The sequence below is a fragment of the Cellulomonas flavigena DSM 20109 genome (genome assembly GCF_000092865.1).
In the GTDB taxonomy this organism is placed as follows: domain Bacteria; phylum Actinomycetota; class Actinomycetes; order Actinomycetales; family Cellulomonadaceae; genus Cellulomonas; species Cellulomonas flavigena.
The window spans coordinates 1,832,117-1,851,820 of sequence record NC_014151.1; the positions used below are offsets into that span (position 1 = coordinate 1,832,117).

The 19,704-nt window shown below is 70.5% G+C and carries 12 protein-coding genes and 3 rRNA genes; all 15 read left to right on the forward strand.

The window, feature by feature from the left end:
* The first annotated feature begins 36 nt into the window (after positions 1–36).
* The 15 genes from CFLA_RS08310 to recN all read left to right on the forward strand — a co-directional run bounded on the left by CFLA_RS08310 (position 37) and on the right by recN (position 19,702).
* Entirely contained in the window at positions 37–1,275 is a 1,239-nt protein-coding gene (locus tag CFLA_RS08310; RefSeq protein ID WP_013116879.1) for an argininosuccinate synthase, read from the forward strand.
* On the forward strand, positions 1,272–2,687 hold the full coding sequence (gene argH, locus CFLA_RS08315) for an argininosuccinate lyase (RefSeq protein WP_013116880.1): 1,416 nt from the start codon (positions 1,272–1,274) through the stop codon (positions 2,685–2,687). The genes CFLA_RS08310 and argH overlap by 4 nt, the downstream gene beginning before the upstream one ends.
* A 75-nt stretch (positions 2,688–2,762) precedes the next feature.
* A complete protein-coding gene (locus CFLA_RS08320; RefSeq protein WP_148234322.1) occupies positions 2,763–3,749 on the forward strand; it encodes a hypothetical protein in 987 nt (328 codons plus the stop codon).
* Positions 3,746–4,378, forward strand: a complete 633-nt coding sequence (locus tag CFLA_RS08325) for a uridine kinase family protein (RefSeq protein ID WP_013116882.1) — start codon at positions 3,746–3,748, stop codon at positions 4,376–4,378. The genes CFLA_RS08320 and CFLA_RS08325 overlap by 4 nt, the downstream gene beginning before the upstream one ends.
* 7 nt (positions 4,379–4,385) lie before the next feature.
* A complete protein-coding gene (locus CFLA_RS08330) occupies positions 4,386–5,108 on the forward strand; it encodes a DNA-3-methyladenine glycosylase (RefSeq protein ID WP_013116883.1) in 723 nt (240 codons plus the stop codon).
* A 95-nt stretch (positions 5,109–5,203) separates the two neighbouring features.
* Positions 5,204–6,487, forward strand: a complete 1,284-nt coding sequence (tyrS, locus tag CFLA_RS08335; RefSeq protein ID WP_013116884.1) for a tyrosine--tRNA ligase — start codon at positions 5,204–5,206, stop codon at positions 6,485–6,487.
* Positions 6,488–7,185: 698 nt separating this feature from the next.
* Positions 7,186–8,705: ribosomal RNA gene (locus CFLA_RS08340) — 16S ribosomal RNA — on the forward strand.
* 407 nt (positions 8,706–9,112) lie between these two features.
* A 23S ribosomal RNA gene (locus CFLA_RS08345) occupies positions 9,113–12,222 on the forward strand.
* Between the two features lie 81 nt (positions 12,223–12,303).
* Positions 12,304–12,420, forward strand: a 5S ribosomal RNA gene (gene rrf / locus CFLA_RS08350).
* The 16S, 23S and 5S rRNA genes sit together here, the layout of an rRNA operon.
* Positions 12,421–13,798: 1,378 nt before the next feature.
* Complete coding sequence (locus CFLA_RS08360) at positions 13,799–14,719, forward strand: hypothetical protein (protein ID WP_187291338.1); 921 nt, start codon at positions 13,799–13,801, stop codon at positions 14,717–14,719.
* Positions 14,716–15,729 carry an HAD-IIA family hydrolase gene (locus CFLA_RS08365; RefSeq protein WP_013116886.1) on the forward strand — a complete coding sequence of 338 codons (1,014 nt, stop codon included), beginning with the start codon at positions 14,716–14,718 and terminating at the stop codon, positions 15,727–15,729. The genes CFLA_RS08360 and CFLA_RS08365 overlap by 4 nt, the downstream gene beginning before the upstream one ends.
* 169 nt (positions 15,730–15,898) lie before the next feature.
* Complete coding sequence (locus CFLA_RS08370) at positions 15,899–16,243, forward strand: hypothetical protein (protein ID WP_013116887.1); 345 nt, start codon at positions 15,899–15,901, stop codon at positions 16,241–16,243.
* Positions 16,240–17,100 (forward strand): TlyA family RNA methyltransferase, encoded by an 861-nt coding sequence (locus CFLA_RS08375; protein ID WP_013116888.1) that lies wholly within the window; start codon positions 16,240–16,242, stop codon positions 17,098–17,100. The genes CFLA_RS08370 and CFLA_RS08375 overlap by 4 nt, the downstream gene beginning before the upstream one ends.
* Positions 17,097–17,969, forward strand: coding sequence for an NAD kinase (locus CFLA_RS08380; protein ID WP_013116889.1), 873 nt, complete (start codon positions 17,097–17,099; stop codon positions 17,967–17,969). The genes CFLA_RS08375 and CFLA_RS08380 overlap by 4 nt, the downstream gene beginning before the upstream one ends.
* Positions 17,966–19,702 (forward strand): DNA repair protein RecN, encoded by a 1,737-nt coding sequence (gene recN / locus CFLA_RS08385; protein ID WP_013116890.1) that lies wholly within the window; start codon positions 17,966–17,968, stop codon positions 19,700–19,702. The genes CFLA_RS08380 and recN overlap by 4 nt, the downstream gene beginning before the upstream one ends.
* Positions 19,703–19,704: the final 2 nt, after the last annotated feature.

The following is a 19,704-nucleotide window of genomic DNA, read 5'->3' on the forward strand; positions in this document are numbered from 1 at the left end:
TCATGCAAGCGGACCTCGAGCAAGGAGAAATCTGACATGACCGATCGCGTCGTCCTCGCGTACTCCGGCGGCCTGGACACCTCGGTGGGCATCGGCTGGATCGCCGAGGCCACCGGTGCCGAGGTGATCGCCGTGGCCGTCGACGTCGGTCAGGGCGGCGAGGACCTCGAGGTCATCCGCCGCCGCGCGCTCGACTGCGGCGCCGTGGAGGCGTACGTCGCCGACGCGCGCGACGAGTTCGCCGCCGAGTACTGCATGCCGGCGCTCAAGGCGAACGGCCTGTACCTCGACCGGTACCCGCTGGTCTCGGCGCTGTCGCGCCCCGTCATCGTCAAGCACCTCGTCCGCGCCGCCCGCCAGTTCGGCGCGACGACCGTCGCGCACGGCTGCACCGGCAAGGGCAACGACCAGGTGCGCTTCGAGGTCGGCATCACCTCGCTCGCGCCCGACCTCAAGTGCCTCGCGCCCGTGCGCGACCTCGCGCTGACCCGCGACAAGGCGATCGAGTACGCCGAGAAGCACAAGCTGCCGATCGCGACCACGAAGCACAACCCGTTCTCGATCGACCAGAACGTGTGGGGCCGCGCGGTCGAGACCGGCTTCCTCGAGGACATCTGGAACGGCCCGACCAAGGACGTCTACACCTACACGGACGACCCGACGTTCCCGCCGGTCGCCGACGAGGTCGTCATCCGCTTCGAGCAGGGTGTCCCCGTCGCGCTCGACGAGGTCCCCGTGACGCCGCTGCAGGCGATCCAGGAGCTCAACCGCCGCGCCGGGGCCCAGGGCGTCGGTCGGATCGACATCGTCGAGGACCGCCTCGTCGGCATCAAGTCGCGTGAGGTCTACGAGGCCCCCGGAGCGATCGCGCTGATCGCGGCGCACCAGGAGCTCGAGAACGTCACGGTCGAGCGCGAGCAGGCCCGCTTCAAGCGCAACGTGGAGCAGCGCTGGACCGAGCTCGTCTACGACGGCCAGTGGTTCTCGCCGCTGAAGCGGTCGCTCGACGTGTTCATCGAGGACACCCAGCGGTACGTCACGGGCGACGTCCGCCTCGTGCTGCACGGTGGTCGCGCGACCGTCACCGGACGCCGCTCCGAGTCGAGCCTGTACGACTTCAACCTCGCGACCTACGACTCGGGCGACACGTTCGACCAGTCGGCCGCCAGGGGCTTCATCGAGATCTACGGCCTGAGCTCCAAGCTCGCCGCGGCCCGTGACGTCAAGTTCGGCAACGCCCCCGACCTGGGGACGCAGGGAGGCATCGACGCGTGACCGAGCAGCCCGGCCCGCTCGCGCTGTGGGGCGGACGCTTCGCGTCCGGACCCGCGGCGGCCCTCGCCGACCTCTCGCGCTCGACGCAGTTCGACTGGCGCCTCGCGGACGACGACATCACCGGCTCGGTGGCGCACGCGCACGTGCTGCACGCCGCGGGCCTGCTGTCGGACGACGAGGTCACCGGCATGGTCGACGCCCTCGAGCGGTTGCGGGCGGACGTCGCGTCCGGGGCCTTCGGGCCGCTGCCGGACGACGAGGACGTCCACACCGCCCTCGAGCGCGGGCTCATCGAGCGGGCGGGGACGGAGCTCGGTGGCAAGCTGCGGGCCGGGCGGTCGCGCAACGACCAGATCGCCACGCTGGTACGCATGTACCTGCGGCGGCAGTCGCGCGCGCTGTCGGGCCTCGTGCTCGACGTCGTCGACGCGCTCGTCGCACAGGCCGACGCAGCCGGTGACGCGCCCATGCCCGGCCGCACGCACCTGCAGCACGCGCAGCCGGTGCTGCTCGCGCACCACCTGCTCGCGCACGCGTGGCCGCTCCTGCGCGACGTCGAGCGCTGGGCCGACTGGGACGCACGCGCCGCGCGCTCGCCCTACGGCTCCGGTGCGCTCGCGGGCTCGTCGCTGGGCCTGGACCCTGCCGCGGTCGCGGCCGAGCTCGGGTTCACCGGCCCCGTGGAGAACTCGATCGACGGCACCGCCTCGCGCGACGTCGTCGCGGAGTTCGCGTTCGTCGCCGCGATGACGGCGGTCGACCTGTCGCGCCTCGCGGAGGACGTCATCCTGTGGGCGACCAAGGAGTTCGGGTTCGTGCGCCTGCACGACGCCTACTCCACGGGCTCGAGCATCATGCCGCAGAAGAAGAACCCGGACGTGGCGGAGCTCGCGCGCGGCAAGGCGGGCCGGCTCGTCGGCGACCTGGCCGGGCTGCTCACCACGCTCAAAGGGCTCCCGCTGGCCTACAACCGCGACCTGCAGGAGGACAAGGAGCCGGTCTTCGACCAGGTCGACCAGCTCACCGTCCTCCTGCCCGCGTTCGCCGGCATGGTCGCCACCCTCACGTTCGACACCGAGCGGATGGCCGCGCTCGCGCCGCAGGGCTTCTCGCTCGCGACCGACATCGCCGAGTGGCTCGTGCGCGAGGGCGTGCCGTTCCGCGTCGCGCACGAGGTCGCCGGTGCGTGCGTGCGCACCTGCGAGGAGCGCGGCACCGAGCTGTGGGACCTGTCCGACGCGGACCTCGCGGCGATCAGCGAGCACCTGACGCCCGACGTGCGGTCCGTGCTGTCGGTCGAGGGCTCGCTCGCGTCGCGCGACGCCGTCGGCGGCACCGCACCCGTACGGGTCGCCGAGCAGCTCGCGGCCGCACGCGCCCGCAGCGCTCTCCTGCGGGCGGCACGAGCCTGACGTCCCTTGCCGCCGCGCCCGGAGCGTGGCAACGTGCCGCGCGGTGGTGAGGTGCTGTCACAAAGGGGTGAGGTCGTGGCTGGTCGGACCGTGGTCGGTGCGCTGGTGGCGGTCGTGGTGCTCGCGGCCTGCAGCGGACCTTCGGAACCCGCGCCGGCGCCCACCAGCGAGCTCGACGGTCTCCTGGACGTGATCCTGGGGCTCGACGCGGACCCGTCGGTCCAGCCTCCCGAGATCCGGCAGGCGGAGGAGGCCGTCGCCGCCTGCATGCACGACGCGGGCTTCGAGTACCACCCCGACGAGTCGGTCGGTACCGGCTGGAGGAGGACGTCGCCCGAGGTGGGGACCGTCGCGTACGCCGAGCGCTACGGCTACGGCGAGACCATCGAGACGGAGGAGGGCCGGCCTCCGGGGTTGTGGGTCGAGCCCCTGGAGAGCGAGGGGCTGCGGCGGAACCGTGAGTACGTCGCGTCGCTGTCGCCGGCGGCCGTCGAGCAGTACGAGCGGGCCCTCGACGGCGAGCCGTGGGACGGCGCTGGGGAGTACGTGCCCGACGGGTGCCGGGGGCTCGCCTACGAGGAGGTCGCGCCCGACGGTTACGCGGGCCCCGCCGACCTGCGCGACGTCAAGCTCGCGGTGCGGGGTGTTTACGAGGCGGTCGAGTCCGACCCGCGCGTGACCGACGTCCGCGCACGCTGGGCGCTGTGCATGGAGGAGGCGGGCTACCCGGGCTTCTCCCGACCTCTCGACGCGCTGAGCCACGTCGCGACGGACCTCTGGGCGGACTGGCAGGACCGCTACGTGGACGCGACCGGTTCACCGCTCGGGGTCAGCGACTACGACGTCGTGCGCACGACGATCCCCGACGCGCTGGTCGAGCTGCAGGACGCCGAGACGGCGCTCGCGGTCGCCGACGCCACCTGCCGCGAGGAGGTGCGGTTGCGCGAGGTGGAGCAGGAGGTCGAGGCCCAGCTCGAGGACGAGATCGTCGAGACCTACCGCGCGGACCTCGACCGCTGGCTCGCGTGGGCGCAGGACAGGGAGCGGGAGACGGGCGAGTGAACCACCGCGGCGCGGCGGGCGTCGCGGTCGCCGTGGTGGAGCGCACGCTGCGCGAGCCCGCGCGGCTCGGACGCGTCCGGCTGGTGTGCGTCGACGGTCCCGCAGGATCGGGCAAGACCACCCTGGCGGGCGAGGTCCGTGCCGCGTTCGTCGCGCGCGGCGTCGGGTCGACCGTCGTGCACCTCGACGACCTCTACGAGGGCTGGCGGGGGATCGAGGGTTCGTGCTGGCCGCGCCTGGCCGCCCAGGTCCTCGAGCCGCTGCGACGCGGCCGTCCCGGCCGTCTGCAGCGCTACGACTGGACGGCCGGACGGTTCGGCACCTGGCAGGACGTCCCTGTACCCCACGTCCTGGTCGTCGAGGGCTGCGGCGCGGCGCGGCGCGAGGCGGACGCCCTCGCGTCGCTGCGTGTCTGGGTCGAGGCGCCGGCCGGCGTGCGTCGGGCGCGCTGGGAGGCGCGGGACGGGACGTCCGACGTGACGCACCACGACGCCTGGCGGACCGACGAGCACGCCCACTTCGCGCGCGAGCGGACCCGGGAGCGCGCGGACCTGCGCGTCGACTCGGTGGACTGGTCGGTGCGGAGCGGCCCGGACGTGCCTCCGCGCGAGGGGGCCGGTTTGGCATGATGGCCGCGTGCACCCCGTGACCCCTCGACGGTCGGACGACGCGCTCGTCGTCCGTGCCGGCGCGGTGCCCGCACGTACCTGGTACGCACGGGACGCGCTGTCCGTCGCGCGCGACCTGCTCGGTGCGTTCGTCACCGCGCGCAGCGACGAGGGCGACGTGACCATCAGGCTCACCGAGGTCGAGGCGTACGGCGGCGCCGACGATCCGGGCTCGCACGCCTTCCGCGGCCGCACCGCGCGCAATGCGGCGATGTTCGCCGAGCCGGGCCGCCTGTACGTCTACCGGCACATGGGCCTGCACCATTGCCTGAACGTCGTCACCGAGCCGGCCGGCCGCGCGTCGGCGGTCCTGCTGCGTGCGGGGGAGGTCGTCGAGGGGGCGGAGCTCGCGTGGGCGCGGCGCGAGCGAGCCGGTGTGGTCGACAGCACCCGGCAGCTCGCACGCGGTCCCGCGCGTCTCGCGGTGTGCCTCGGCCTCGCGCTCGGCGCGAACGGTGCCGACCTCACGGAGCGCGACGGGCGCGTGCTGCTGCGCCGGCGGGATCGTGCCACGGCGCTCCCGTCGGTCGCGACCGGGCCACGCGTCGGGGTCTCCGGCGCAGGTGGTGACGGTGCGGCGCACCCCTGGCGGTTGTGGCTGACCAACGAGCCCACGGTCTCGGCGTACCGACCTGCGTATCGGTCGCCGACGTCGGCAGACGCCCCGCGCGGGGCGACGACGTCGGCCTGAACCCGACCCGCGTCCACCCACGTCCTCCGCGCGGCGGGGGGCACCGTACGGCCGGCGCGTCCACGGCGGCGCCGGCACCGATCGACGGAGACGTTGTGACCGACATCCTCGACGAGCTCGCCTGGCGCGGGCTCCTCTCGCAGCACACCGACCTGGACGCCCTGCGCACCGAGATGGCCGCCGGCCCGGTGTCGCTGTACTGCGGCTTCGACCCGACGGCGCCGAGCCTGCACATCGGCAACCTCGTCCAGATCCTCACCGTGCGCCGGCTGCAGGACGCCGGGCACCGGCCGTTCGCGCTCGTCGGCGGTGCGACGGGTCTCATCGGCGACCCCAAGATGACGGGGGAGCGCACGCTCAACTCGCCCGACGTGGTGGCCGGCTGGGTCGAGCGCATCCGGGGACAGATCGCGCCCCTGCTGCGGTTCGACGGCCCGAACGCCGCGACGATGGTGAACAACCTCGACTGGACGGCGGGCATGTCGGCGATCGACTTCCTGCGGGACGTCGGCAAGCACTACCGCCTGGGCACGATGCTCGCGAAGGACACGGTCGCGCGCCGGCTCAACAGCGAGCAGGGCATCAGCTTCACGGAGTTCAGCTACCAGATCCTGCAGGGCATGGACTTCCTCGAGCTGTACCGACGCCACGGGGTGCACCTGCAGACCGGCGGGAACGACCAGTGGGGCAACCTGCTGTCGGGCGTCGAGCTCGTCCGCAAGGTCGAGGGCGTGCCCGTGCACGCGATCACCACGCCGCTCATCACCAAGGCCGACGGCACCAAGTTCGGCAAGACGGAGTCGGGCACGGTGTGGCTGGACCCGGCCATGACGACGCCGTACGCCTTCTACCAGTTCTGGCTCAACGCCGACGACGCCGACGTGGCGGGGTACCTCAAGGTGTTCACCTTCCGCACCCGGGAGGAGATCGCGACGCTCGAGGAGGCGGTGGCGCAGCGGCCGGCGGCACGCGAGGCGCAGCGTGCGCTCGCCTACGACGTGACGGCGCTCGTGCACGGAACCGACGCCGCCGACGCGGTCGTGGCGGCCAGCCAGGCGTTGTTCGGCAGGGGTGAGCTCGGAGCGCTGGACGAGGCAACCCTCGCGGCCGCGGTCGCCGAGCTCCCGACGGCGCCGGGTCGTGCCGGCGACGTGCTCGTCGACCTGTTCGCGGCGACGGGCGTGGTCGCCAGCAAGGCGGCCGCGCGGCGCGCGATCGCCGAGGGCGGGGCCTCGGTCAACAACGTCCGGGTGACGGAGGACGGCGCGACCCTCGGCGCCGAGGACCTCCTGCACGGACGCTGGGCGGTGCTGCGCCGCGGGAAGCGGACGCTGGCCGTGGTCGACACCCGGGCCGAGGCGGGGGGGCCCGCTGTCTGAGCCGACGGCGACGACGCCGACGGGGCTCTCCAGGAGGGCCCCGTCGGCGTCCGGGACCGGGGCTGCGGAGTCGCGCGAACGGGACCGCGCGCCTGCGGTGACGGGCGTCACCGCAAGCCGAGTTGACCGTGCGCGCGGCGCTCGCGTAACGTTCTTAGAGCCCGCCCGGCAGGGAGGAACGGACACGAGCCCAGCTCGTTGGCCGGTCCCGCGGAGCAGGGCCACACCCGCATGATGGTTCTCGGCGCTCCACGCGCCGTGTAGAGTCGTGCGGCGGCGATCGGAAGGATCCCACCACCACGTGGTCGGGCGGCCCGACGAGAGCCTGCTTAGACGGAGAACCAGATGGCAGTTCGAAAGAAGCAGAAATGCTCGGACGGCTGCTAGATTCTCCGCCGGCGAACTTCGGATCCGCGATCACCACGGTGGTCAGGAGAGCGAAGAAAGCCTGCTAGACTGGAGAACGAACAAGCCTCCTGCGGAAAGCGGAAACGCTGACGAGGATGCGCGTCTGTTCCTTGAGAACTCAACAGTGTGCCAAGTAGTCGATGCCATGTTTGTGGTGTCGAGTCCAGGTCGGATCCACCCCGTGGTGATGGCTTGGAGTATTGATGCCAGTTGATGCCCACTCTTTGTGGTGGGTTTCTTTGTGTGTCTGTTGCCTGCCGGTCTTCGGGTTGGTGGGTGGCTGTTTGACATTCACGGAGAGTTTGATTCTGGCTCAGGACGAACGCTGGCGGCGTGCTTAACACATGCAAGTCGAACGGTGAAGGTCAGCTTGCTGACCGGATCAGTGGCGAACGGGTGAGTAACACGTGAGCAACCTACCCTTCACTCTGGGATAAGCCTTGGAAACGAGGTCTAATACCGGATACGAGACGCACGGGCATCTGTAGCGTCTGGAAAGATTTATCGGTGGGGGATGGGCTCGCGGCCTATCAGCTTGTTGGTGGGGTAATGGCCTACCAAGGCGACGACGGGTAGCCGGCCTGAGAGGGCGACCGGCCACACTGGGACTGAGACACGGCCCAGACTCCTACGGGAGGCAGCAGTGGGGAATATTGCACAATGGGCGCAAGCCTGATGCAGCGACGCCGCGTGCGGGATGACGGCCTTCGGGTTGTAAACCGCTTTCAGCAGGGAAGAAGCGAGAGTGACGGTACCTGCAGAAGAAGCGCCGGCTAACTACGTGCCAGCAGCCGCGGTAATACGTAGGGCGCAAGCGTTGTCCGGAATTATTGGGCGTAAAGAGCTCGTAGGCGGTTTGTCGCGTCTGCTGTGAAAACCTCAGGCTCAACCTGGGGCTTGCAGTGGGTACGGGCAGACTAGAGTGCGGTAGGGGTGACTGGAATTCCTGGTGTAGCGGTGGAATGCGCAGATATCAGGAGGAACACCGATGGCGAAGGCAGGTCACTGGGCCGCAACTGACGCTGAGGAGCGAAAGCATGGGGAGCGAACAGGATTAGATACCCTGGTAGTCCATGCCGTAAACGTTGGGCACTAGGTGTGGGGTCTATTCCACGGATTCCGTGCCGCAGCAAACGCATTAAGTGCCCCGCCTGGGGAGTACGGCCGCAAGGCTAAAACCCAAAGAAATTGACGGGGGCCCGCACAAGCGGCGGAGCATGCGGATTAATTCGATGCAACGCGAAGAACCTTACCAAGGCTTGACATACACCGGAAACGTGCAGAGATGTGCGCCCCGCAAGGTCGGTGTACAGGTGGTGCATGGTTGTCGTCAGCTCGTGTCGTGAGATGTTGGGTTAAGTCCCGCAACGAGCGCAACCCTCGTCCCATGTTGCCAGCGGGTTATGCCGGGGACTCATGGGAGACTGCCGGGGTCAACTCGGAGGAAGGTGGGGATGACGTCAAATCATCATGCCCCTTATGTCTTGGGCTTCACGCATGCTACAATGGCCGGTACAAAGGGCTGCGATACCGCGAGGTGGAGCGAATCCCAAAAAGCCGGTCTCAGTTCGGATTGGGGTCTGCAACTCGACCCCATGAAGTCGGAGTCGCTAGTAATCGCAGATCAGCAACGCTGCGGTGAATACGTTCCCGGGCCTTGTACACACCGCCCGTCAAGTCATGAAAGTCGGTAACACCCGAAGCCGATGGCCCAACCGCAAGGGGGGAGTCGTCGAAGGTGGGACTGGCGATTAGGACTAAGTCGTAACAAGGTAGCCGTACCGGAAGGTGCGGCTGGATCACCTCCTTTCTAAGGAGCATCTGGCGTCTGCCGGCCCTGTCGTGGGGTGTGGTGGGGCGTCCAGGCCCATGCCCGGTCCGAACGTGATCGGGGTGGTGCTCGAGGGTGGAACGTCGGCTACTGGTCGGTCCGTGGGACCGGGTGCTTCTAGTACGCCTGCAGCTTGCTGCGGGGAGGGAACGAAGTGGCTCGGTCCGGTCGCGGGTCGGCTTGGCACGCTGTTGGGTCCTGAGGGAACAGCCACGTGGTGGGTGTTGCCTTGGTCGGGACCTTCGGTTCGGTCGAACCGCCGGCCTTGTCCGTCTGCTTCTTCGTGGAGCGGGTGGGTGGGGGTGGTAGGCGCCGGGTGATCGGGGGTGGCCGGTGGTTGCTTGAGAACTGCACAGTGGACGCGAGCATCTTTGAATGATCTTTGTGGTCAAGTTTTTAAGTGCACAGGGTGGATGCCTTGGCACCAGGAGCCGAAGAAGGACGTAGTAGCCTGCGATAAGCCTCGGGGAGTTGGCAAACGAACCGTGATCCGAGGATCTCCGAATGGGGAAACCCCGCACGAGTCATGTCGTGTGACCCGCACCTGAATATATAGGGTGTGTGGAGGGAACGCCGGGAAGTGAAACATCTCAGTACCGGCAGGAAGAGATATTCCGTGAGTAGTGGCGAGCGAAAGCGGATCAGGCCAAACCGAGCGTGTGCGATAGCCGGCAGGCGTTGCACGTTCGGGGTTGTGGGACCTTTCGGTTGGTTCTGCCGAACCAGCAGGGAGTCAGAAAGTCATGTCATAGTCGAAGGGTCTTGAAAGGCCCGGCACAGAGGGTGTCACCCCCGTAGACGAAATGATGTGGCCTCCCGAAGGGGATCCCAAGTAGCTCCGGGCCCGAGAAACCCGGAGTGAATCTGCACAGACCACTGTGTAAGCCTAAATACTACCTGGTGACCGATAGCGGACAAGTACCGTGAGGGAAAGGTGAAAAGTACCCCGGGAGGGGAGTGAAATAGTACCTGAAACCGTGTGCATACAATCCGTCGGAGCCTCCCTAGCAGGGGTGACGGCGTGCCTTTTGAAGAATGAGCCTGCGAGTTAGTGGTACGTGGCGAGGTTAACCCGTGTGGGGAAGCCGTAGCGAAAGCGAGTCCGAACAGGGCGATCGTAGTCGCGTGCTCTAGACCCGAAGCGAAGTGATCTAGCCATGGGCAGGGTGAAGCGCGGGTAAGACCGCGTGGAGGCCCGAACCCACCAGGGTTGAAAACCTGGGGGATGACCTGTGGTTAGGGGTGAAAGGCCAATCAAACTTCGTGATAGCTGGTTCTCCCCGAAATGCATTTAGGTGCAGCGTCACGTGTTTCTTGCCGGAGGTAGAGCTACTGGATAGCCGATGGGCCCCACCAGGTTACTGACGTTAGCCAAACTCCGAATGCCGGTAAGCCAGAGCGTGGCAGTGAGACTGCGGGGGATAAGCTCCGTAGTCGAGAGGGAAACAGCCCAGACCACCAGCTAAGGCCCCTAAGCGTGTGCTAAGTGGGAAAGGATGTGGAGTTGCACAGACAACCAGGAGGTTGGCTTAGAAGCAGCCACCCTTGAAAGAGTGCGTAATAGCTCACTGGTCAAGTGATTCCGCGCCGACAATGTAGCGGGGCTCAAGCACACCGCCGAAGCTGTGGCATTCACACACGTGACAAGCCTTCGTGGTTCAGTCGTGTGGATGGGTAGGGGAGCGTCGTGCCGGCAGTGAAGCCGCGGGGGAACCCAGTGGTGGAGCCGGCACGAGTGAGAATGCAGGCATGAGTAGCGAATGACGGGTGAGAAACCCGTCCGCCGAATGACCAAGGGTTCCAGGGCCAGGCTAATCCGCCCTGGGTAAGTCGGGACCTAAGGCGAGGCCGACAGGCGTAGTCGATGGACAACGGGTTGATATTCCCGTACCGGCGAAGAACCGCCCATACCGAATCTGGTGATGCTAACCGTCCGAGCCTGCTCCATCGTCCTTCGGGACACCGGGGCAGGGGAGCGCGGGACCCGAGCTGGTAGTAGGTAAGCGTATTAACAGGGGTGACGCAGGAAGGTAGCCCAGCGTGGCGATGGTAGTCCACGTCCAAGGTCGTAGGGTGAGGTGTAGGCAAATCCGCACCTCGTGAAGCCTGAGAGCCGACGGGTACCGCGTATGCGGGAAATGGGTGATCCTATGCTGCCAAGAAAAGCCTCGACGCGAGGTTCTAGCCGCCCGTACCCCAAACCGACTCAGGTGGTCAGGTAGAGAATACCAAGGCGATCGAGAGAATCGTGGTTAAGGAACTCGGCAAAATGCCCCCGTAACTTCGGGAGAAGGGGGGCCTCAAGCGTGAACCGACTTGCTCGGGGAAGCGTGGAGGGCCGCAGAGACCAGGGAGAAGCGACTGTTTACTAAAAACACAGGTCCGTGCGAAGTCGCAAGACGATGTATACGGACTGACGCCTGCCCGGTGCTGGAAGGTTAAGAGGACGGGTCAGCGTTTCGGCGCGAAGCTCAGAATTTAAGCCCCAGTAAACGGCGGTGGTAACTATAACCATCCTAAGGTAGCGAAATTCCTTGTCGGGTAAGTTCCGACCTGCACGAATGGCGTAACGACTTCTCCGCTGTCTCAACCGCGAACTCGGCGAAATTGCATTACGAGTAAAGATGCTCGTTACGCGCAGCAGGACGGAAAGACCCCGGGACCTTTACTATAGCTTGGTATTGGTGTTCGGTGCGGCTTGTGTAGGATAGGTGGGAGACTGTGAAGCCGGCACGCCAGTGTCGGTGGAGTCAACGTTGAAATACCACTCTGGTCGCTCTGGACATCTAACCTCGGTCCGTGATCCGGATCAGGGACAGTGCCTGGTGGGTAGTTTAACTGGGGCGGTTGCCTCCTAAAATGTAACGGAGGCGCTCAAAGGTTCCCTCAGCCTGGTTGGCAATCAGGTGGCGAGTGCAAGTGCACAAGGGAGCTTGACTGTGAGACTGACAGGTCGAGCAGGGACGAAAGTCGGAACTAGTGATCCGGCGGTGGCTTGTGGAAGCGCCGTCGCTCAACGGATAAAAGGTACCCCGGGGATAACAGGCTGATCTTGCCCAAGAGTCCATATCGACGGCATGGTTTGGCACCTCGATGTCGGCTCGTCGCATCCTGGGGCTGGAGTAGGTCCCAAGGGTTGGGCTGTTCGCCCATTAAAGCGGTACGCGAGCTGGGTTTAGAACGTCGTGAGACAGTTCGGTCCCTATCCGCTGCGCGCGCAGGAAACTTGAGAAGGGCTGTCCCTAGTACGAGAGGACCGGGACGGACGAACCTCTGGTGTGCCAGTTGTTCCGCCAGGAGCACGGCTGGTTGGCTACGTTCGGAAGGGATAACCGCTGAAAGCATCTAAGCGGGAAGCCTGCTTCAAGATGAGGTTTCCACGCCCTTCGGGGTGAGAGGCTCCCAGCTAGACCACTGGGTAGATAGGCCGGATGTGGAAGGCAGGACCAACGACTGCCGCAGCTGACCGGTACTAATAAGCCGACAACTTGACTAACCATCATTCTTGCTACGCGTCCACTGTGCGGTTCCCGAGAAACCAACGGCACCCGTGTGCTCGTTGACAACTCGACAGCGTTACGGCGGTCATAGCGAAGGGGAAACGCCCGGTCCCATTCCGAACCCGGAAGCTAAGCCCTTCAGCGCCGATGGTACTGCACTCGCCAGGGTGTGGGAGAGTAGGACGCCGCCGGACAACCATTCACGAAAGGCCCACCCCTCACGGGGTGGGCCTTTCGTCGTTCCCCGGTTCCATTTCTTGTCCGGAGGTCTGCGGATAGGTGCTCGAGAGCGTGCTCAGTATCGCGTTCGAGGCACCCTCCGGCTCGCGCGGCGCCCGGCACGCATCGGCCTGCGCGTTCGTGTCCGCCGGCGGGGCGGCGGCGGCTCGTCAGGCGTGAGCGGACTCACGCACCGTTGCGGTCCTCGCGGATGCCGTGCGCAGCGGTGAGGGATGGGACCATGGGTGCAGACGATCGATGCGGGGAGTACAGATGAACAGCGACGGGCCCAGCAGCTGGGGAGACCAGGACCGTCCGCGGCGTGGCGGCGCAGCGCGCGACGAACGCTCGGGGGGACGTCGGAGCGGCGACGAGCGACGGTTCGCGTCGGGCGACGGCGGGACGCGTGGTGGGACCCGTGGCGGAGCACCGCGGTCCACCCGAGGGGATGGGCGCCCCGACGCGAGCGGCGCGGGCCGTCAGGCCTTCTCGGGTGGCGGCAGGACCTCCCGCGACGGCAGTGCCCCGCGAGGTGACCGACCCGAGCGCCCTCGCGGGGGCGGCCTGCGACCGACCGCGGCCGGCGGCGCGGGTGTCCGCGGTCCGCGGCAGGACCGCGGCGCCGGCTCGTTCCCCGACCGGGGGGCTCCCGGCGGACGCCGCCGCGATGACGGGCGAGCGTTCGATGCGGCGCGTGGCGACGCGCGTGGTGGTGCTGCCTCCTCCCGTGGTGCGTCCGAGCGGGGCTTCGACCCGTCCGGAGGGTGGAGGCCGTCCGGCGGGCGCGCCGGGGGCGCAGCAGGTGGCGGATTCCGCGCCGGACAAGGTTGGGGCGACGGTGGACCCAGGCGCGAGCGGCCGTGGGGCGCCGACCGTGAGGGTGGGCGCCCCAAGCGTGCGGGTGAGGAGCCGGCTCGGCAGGGCGGGCGTCCTGGTGGTCGTCCGTCCCAGGACGGTCGTCGACCTGACGGCGGTCGACCGGTGCGGGATGTCGGTCGCCCGCTGCGTGACGGAGACCGTCCGCTCCGTGAGCCCCGCCGCTCGGATGGCGGCCGGCCCGCCGGTGCGGGCGGTCGCCCTGCGGTCGGACGTCCGGGAGGCGGGAGACAGGCCTCGTCCGGCGAGGCGCCCCGGAGCGCTCGCAGCGACGGCGCGTCGTTCGACGATCGCCGGATGGACCGCCCCATGGGTGGCACGTCTCGGTACGGCCGCGACGCCGGTCGGTCGGGTGGGCGCGACACGGGCCGTCCGGTCGGTGGAGGGCGGCCGCCGCGGGGCGTTGGGGGGCGCCCCGAGCGCGAGGTCCGCGGTGCGCCGCGCGAGGAGCGCGGGCCCCGCGTCCCGGACCCGTTCGTGCCGGACGACGTGACGTTCTCGCAGCTCGATCGTGAGGTGCGTGGGCGGCTGCGCACACTGAGCAAGGACAACGCGGAGCGTGCCGGCCGTCACCTCGTGATGGTCGGGAAGCTTCTCGACGTCGACCCCGAGGCGGCCTACGAGCACGCCCAGGCCGCGGTGCGACGGGCCGGCCGGGTCGACGTGGTGCGGGAGGCCGCCGGCATCGCGGCCTACCGGACCGGGCGTTTCGCCGAGGCGCTGCGCGAGCTGCGTACGGTGCGCCGCCTCAACGGCTCGTCCGAGCACCTCGCCCTCATGGCCGACTGCGAGCGAGGGCTCGGGCGCCCGGAGCGGGCGATCGCGCTCGCGCAGGAGTCCGAGGCGAAGACGCTCGCCCGGGACGCCCAGATCGAGCTCGCAATGGTCGTCAGCGGTGCGCGGCTCGACCTCGGGCAGCCGGAGGCCGCGGTCGCGGTGCTCACGGGCCCCACGGTGACGGGCGCCCACGGGCTCGTCGCGGCGCGCGTCGCCCAGGCACGGGCCGCGGCGCTCGAGGCCGCAGGTCGGGCCGACGAGGCGGCCGCCGAGCTCGCCCACTTCCCGCAGGACGTGCTCGACGAGGCGGCGGGCGTCACTCCCGAGCCGGAGGACGACGTCGTGGTGTACGACCTCCAGGACGACGAGGACGACGAGGACGACGAGGACGACGAGGACGACGGGGTCGACGGGGTCGACGAGGAGAGTGCGGCGGTCGACGCGCAGGACGTCGACGACGCCGCGGACGGGGCCACGCCGGCCGGCCGCGCCGCGGACGGGGACGCCGCCCCGGTCGCGGACGGCGTCGCGGGCCGCACTGCCGCGCCGGACGAGGTCGCGGACGGGACGGCGGCCCCGGCCGCCGGGGAGAGCGACGGCACGGACGAGGGAGCACGGTGAGCGCACGCGGACTGCTGGGGAGCGACGAGCCGCTCGCGACCCGGTACGACCTGGCCCTGGTCGATCTCGACGGGGTCGCCTACCGCGGGCACGAGCCCATCGACGGCGCGGCGGAGGGCCTGGCCCGTGCGCGCGCCGCGGGCATGCGGCTGGTCTTCGTGACGAACAACGCGTCGCGCGAGCCGGAGGCGGTCGCCGACCAGCTCTCCGGCCTCGACATCCCGACACGGCCGGACGAGGTCATGACCGCTGCGCAGGCCGCCGCGGAGCTCCTGGCCACGCGCGTGCCAGCCGGTGAGCCCGTGCTCGTGGTGGGCGGCGCCGGTCTGCACACCGCGGTCGCCGTGAAGGGATATCGCGTGGTGGCCTCGGCCGACGACGAGCCCGTCGCGGTCGTCCAGGGGTACGCGGCCCACCTCGGCTGGACGGAGCTCGCCGAGGCCGCGTACGCGGTCCAGCGCGGCGCCTGGCATGTCGCGTCGAACCTCGACCTCAGCCTCCCTACCGCCCGGGGCTTCGCGCCCGGCAACGGTGCGCTCGTGGGGGCGGTGCGTGCCGCGACCGGCGTCGAGCCGGCCAGCGCAGGCAAGCCGTCACCGACGATGTACCGGCTGGCGGTCGAACGGGCCGGGGCGAGCCGCCCGCTGGTCGTCGGCGACCGGCTCGACACGGACCTGGCCGGTGCGCGGGCCGGTGAGCTGCCCGGCCTGCACGTGCTCACCGGCGTGAGCACGGCGCGCGACGCCGTGCTCGCGGTCCCCGGCGAGCGGCCGCACTACCTCGCTGCGGACCTGCGCGCGCTGCTCGTGCCGCACCCGGAGCCGCTGCCCGACGCCGGGTGGTGGACGTGCCGCGGCGCGGCGGCCCGCGTCGTGGACGGAGCGCTCGAGCTCCACGGGACGCCCGTCGACCCCGTCGACGTGGCTCGCGCGGCGTGCGCGGCCGCGTGGGACGCGGTGGACCGCGGCGAGGAGCTGGACCCGCGAGCGGTGCCCGAGCTGCCCGTGTGAGCTCGCGCGGCGGCGCGCCCCCTGTGGGTGACGCGCGGCCCGTGTCGGCCGCGGCGGGTAGCGTGGACGCGCGCAGGTCGGCGCCCCTGCACCGCACGCTGCACAGCAGCCCCGGTGGGCGGAGCGTCCGCGCGACGGACGAGAGTGGTTGGTCGAGGGAGGACGTGACGTGAGCGAGCCCGTGCAGGGGTCGGGTGCGGACGGTGGTGCACCGACGAGAGGTGGCGTCGTCCCGCCCACGCCCCGTCCGGTGCCCGGGCCGCGCGCCGTGCCCGGCCCGCCGTCCGCAGGACCCGCCACTCCGGCGCCCGCACCACGCGCCCCGGCACCGCCCGGACCGTCGGCGGCGCCCGACGGTCCCGGTGAGGACGGTGCGGTCACCGGTGACGCCGCCGTCGACGAGGCGATGCGGACGCTGCAGGGCGTCGAGGACCGCGAGCTGCGGGCGCAGGTCACGGTCTTCGAGGACGTCCACCGGGCGCTGCAGGACCGACTGGCGGACGCCGAGGGATGACGACGACCATGACGACCGGTCGGCTCGACGCCGAGCTCGTCCGTCGCGGCCTGGCCCGCTCGCGCGGGCACGCGGCGGACCTGATCGCGGCGGGCCGCGTGCGTGTCGACGGGACGCCCGCCCATCGCGCGGCGACGCAGGTCGACGAGACGCGGGAGATCGGTGTCGAGGCCGACGCCGACGACCCCGGCTACGCGTCACGGGCTGCGCACAAGCTGGCCGACGCGCTCGACGCGTACGGCGACGCGGGGCCGCGTGTCGCCGGCCGGGTGTGCCTCGACGCGGGGGCGAGCACGGGCGGCTTCACCGACGTGCTGCTGCGCCGTGGGGCCGAGCGGGTCGTCGCGGTCGACGTGGGGCACGGTCAGCTCGTCGAGCGCCTGCGCCGTGACCCGCGGGTCGACGTGCGCGAGCACGTCAACGTGCGCGACCTGCGCGCCGGGGACGTCACGCCCGCGCCGGGCCTCGTCGTGGGAGACCTGTCGTTCATCTCCCTGACGCTCGTGCTCGAGCCGCTGCTGGCGGTCGCCGCGCCGGGCGCCGACCTCGTGCTGCTCGTCAAGCCGCAGTTCGAGGTCGGGCGCGACCGCCTCGGCGCGGACGGTGTGGTCCGGGCCCCGGCGCTGTGGGACCGCGCCGTCACCGCCGTCGCGGAACGCGCGACGGCGCTCGGTGCCACCGTCCGTGACGTGCGGCCCAGCAGCTTGCCCGGGACCCACGGCAACGTCGAGTTCGTGCTGTGGGCGCTGGCCCCGGGCGCACCGCTGCCGGTCGCGGGCGTCGACCTCGCCGGCGTCGTCGCGAGGGCGGTCGACGCCGCACGTGCGTGCGCCGCCCCGGGGGAGGTGGTCCGGTGACGCGGCGAGCGCTCGTCGTCCGGCACAGCGGACGCCCCGAGGCCCTCGAGGCCACCGACGCGGTGCTCCGCGCCCTGCGGGACGCCGACGTCGAGCCCGTCACGGCGTCGCAGGACACGACGCCCGAGGAGCTGCCCCCGTTCGAGCTGGCCGTCGTCCTCGGGGGCGACGGCACGATCCTGCGCGCCGCCGAGCTCACGCGCGGCACCGACGTCCCGCTGCTCGGCGTGAACCTCGGGCACGTCGGCTTCCTCGCCGAGATCGAGCCCGCGGACGTCGCCACGGCCGTGCGCCGGCTCACCGAGGGGGACTACGCGGTCGAGGAGCGCGCGACGCTCGACGTGCGCGTCGTCGCCCCGGGCGGGGACGTGCAGGACTGCTGGGCGCTCAACGAGGCCGCGCTGGAGAAGACCGACCCTGCGCGGATGATCGAGGTCGTGATCGAGGTCGACGGCCGGCCGCTGTCGTCGTTCGGTTGCGACGGCCTCGTGGCCGCGTCCGCGACGGGCTCGACCGCCCATGCGTTCTCCGCGGGCGGGCCGGTGCTGTGGCCCGACGTGCGCGGCACCGTGCTCGTACCGCTCGCCGCGCACACGCTGTTCGCGCGGCCGTTGGTCATGGGGCCGAGCAGCGTGCTCGCCGTCGAGATCATCGAGCGTTCGCCGTCGACCGCGGTCGTGACGTGCGACGGTCGCCGCCAGCTGCCCCTCGCGCGGGGCACGCGGCTCGAGGTGCGCGTGAGCGACGTGCCCGTGCGGTTCGCGCGGCTGAACCCCGCACCGTTCACCACGCGCCTGGTGCAGAAGTTCGACCTGCCGGTGGTGGGCTGGCGCGGAGCCCGCGGCCTCGACGAGGGCGGTGCGCGGTGATCGACGAGATCCGGATCGACGATCTCGGCGTCATCGGACGTGCCCACGTGCGCCTGGGAGCCGGGCTGACGGTGCTCACCGGTGAGACCGGCGCCGGCAAGACGATGGTGCTGACGGCGCTGAACCTGCTGCTCGGCGGTCGGGCCGACCCGGCCACCGTGCGCACGGGCGCGACGGGGGCCGCCGTCGAGGGACGGGTCCTGCTGCCCGCGGGATCGCCCGCGCTCGAGCGCGCCCGTGACGCGGGTGCCGAGGTCGACGAGGACGGCTCCCTCGTCGTGCTGCGGACCGTCGGTGCGGGTACCCCGGACGCTCCCGGGCGGTCGCGCGCGTACCTCGGCGGGCGATCGGTGCCGCAGGGTCTGCTCGCCGAGATCGCCGAGGAGCTCGTCACGGTGCACGGGCAGGCGGACCAGCTGCGGCTGCGCTCCGCGTCGCGCCAGCGCGCGGCGCTCGACGAGTTCGCCGGTGCCGAGCACGCCGCGGTGCTGGCCGAGCATGCCGCGACGTGGGCCCAGCGTGCCGGGGTCCAGGCGGAGCTGGACGACCGCGTGGAGCGCGCGCGCGAGCGGGCGCGCGAGGCGGAGCTGCTGCGGCTGGGGCTCGCGGAGGTCGAGCGCGTCGCGCCGCAGCCGGGGGAGGACCTCGAGCTGGCCGCGGAGGCCGAGCGGCTCGGCAACGCCGAGGACCTGCGCGCCGCCGCGGCGGGTGCGCACGTCGCGCTCGTCGGCGACGAGGACTCCGCCGACGTCACGGCGTCGGCCGTCGGCCTCGTGGAGGAGGCGCGTCGCTCGCTCGAGCAGGCGGGGCACCACGACCGGGCGCTCGGCACGCTGGCGGAGCGCGCGGCAGAAGCCGGCTACCTGCTGGCCGACCTCGCGACCGAGCTGTCCGCGTACGTGCAGGACCTCCACGCCGACCCGGCACGGCTCGACGCCGTGCAGCGGCGTCGCGCGGAGCTCACGGCGCTGACCCGCAGCTACGGCGAGGACGTCGCCGCCGTGCTGGAATGGGCGCGGGACGCGTCGGACCGGCTGCTCGACCTGGACGGCGGTGAGGAGCGGGTCGCGCAGCTCGCCGCGCAGCGCGATGCGCTCGACGAGCGTCTGCGGGGCCTGGCCGCCACGATCACCGCGACCCGGACGGCCGCGGCCGAGCGGCTCTCGCAGGCCGTCACCGACGAGCTCGCGAGCCTCGCGATGGCCGGAGCCCGCCTCGAGGTCGCCGTCCGCGCGGCCGACGAGCCCGCAGCGCACGGGGCGGACCACGTCGAGATGCTCCTCGTCCCGCACGCCGGCGCGCCCGCGCGCCCGCTCGGCAAGGGCGCGTCGGGCGGTGAGCTCTCGCGGGTCATGCTCGCGCTCGAGGTCGCTCTCGCGACAGCGGACGGGTCCGGTGCGGCGCTGCCCGGGACGTTCGTCTTCGACGAGGTCGACGCCGGCGTCGGCGGCCGCGCCGCGACGCAGGTGGGCGAGCGGCTCGCGCGGCTCGCCCGCGGCACCCAGGTCCTGGTGGTCACGCACCTCGCGCAGGTCGCCGCGTTCGCGGACCGGCACCTGGTCGTCACCAAGTCCGTCGCCGACGGCGTGGACGTCGTCACGGAGTCCGACGTGCGCGAGGTCGACGGCGAGGACCGGGTGCGTGAGCTGGCCCGGATGCTGTCCGGTCAGGACGGCTCGGACACGGCGCGTGCGCACGCGGCGGAGCTGCTGGCCCAGTCCGTGGGACGATGACG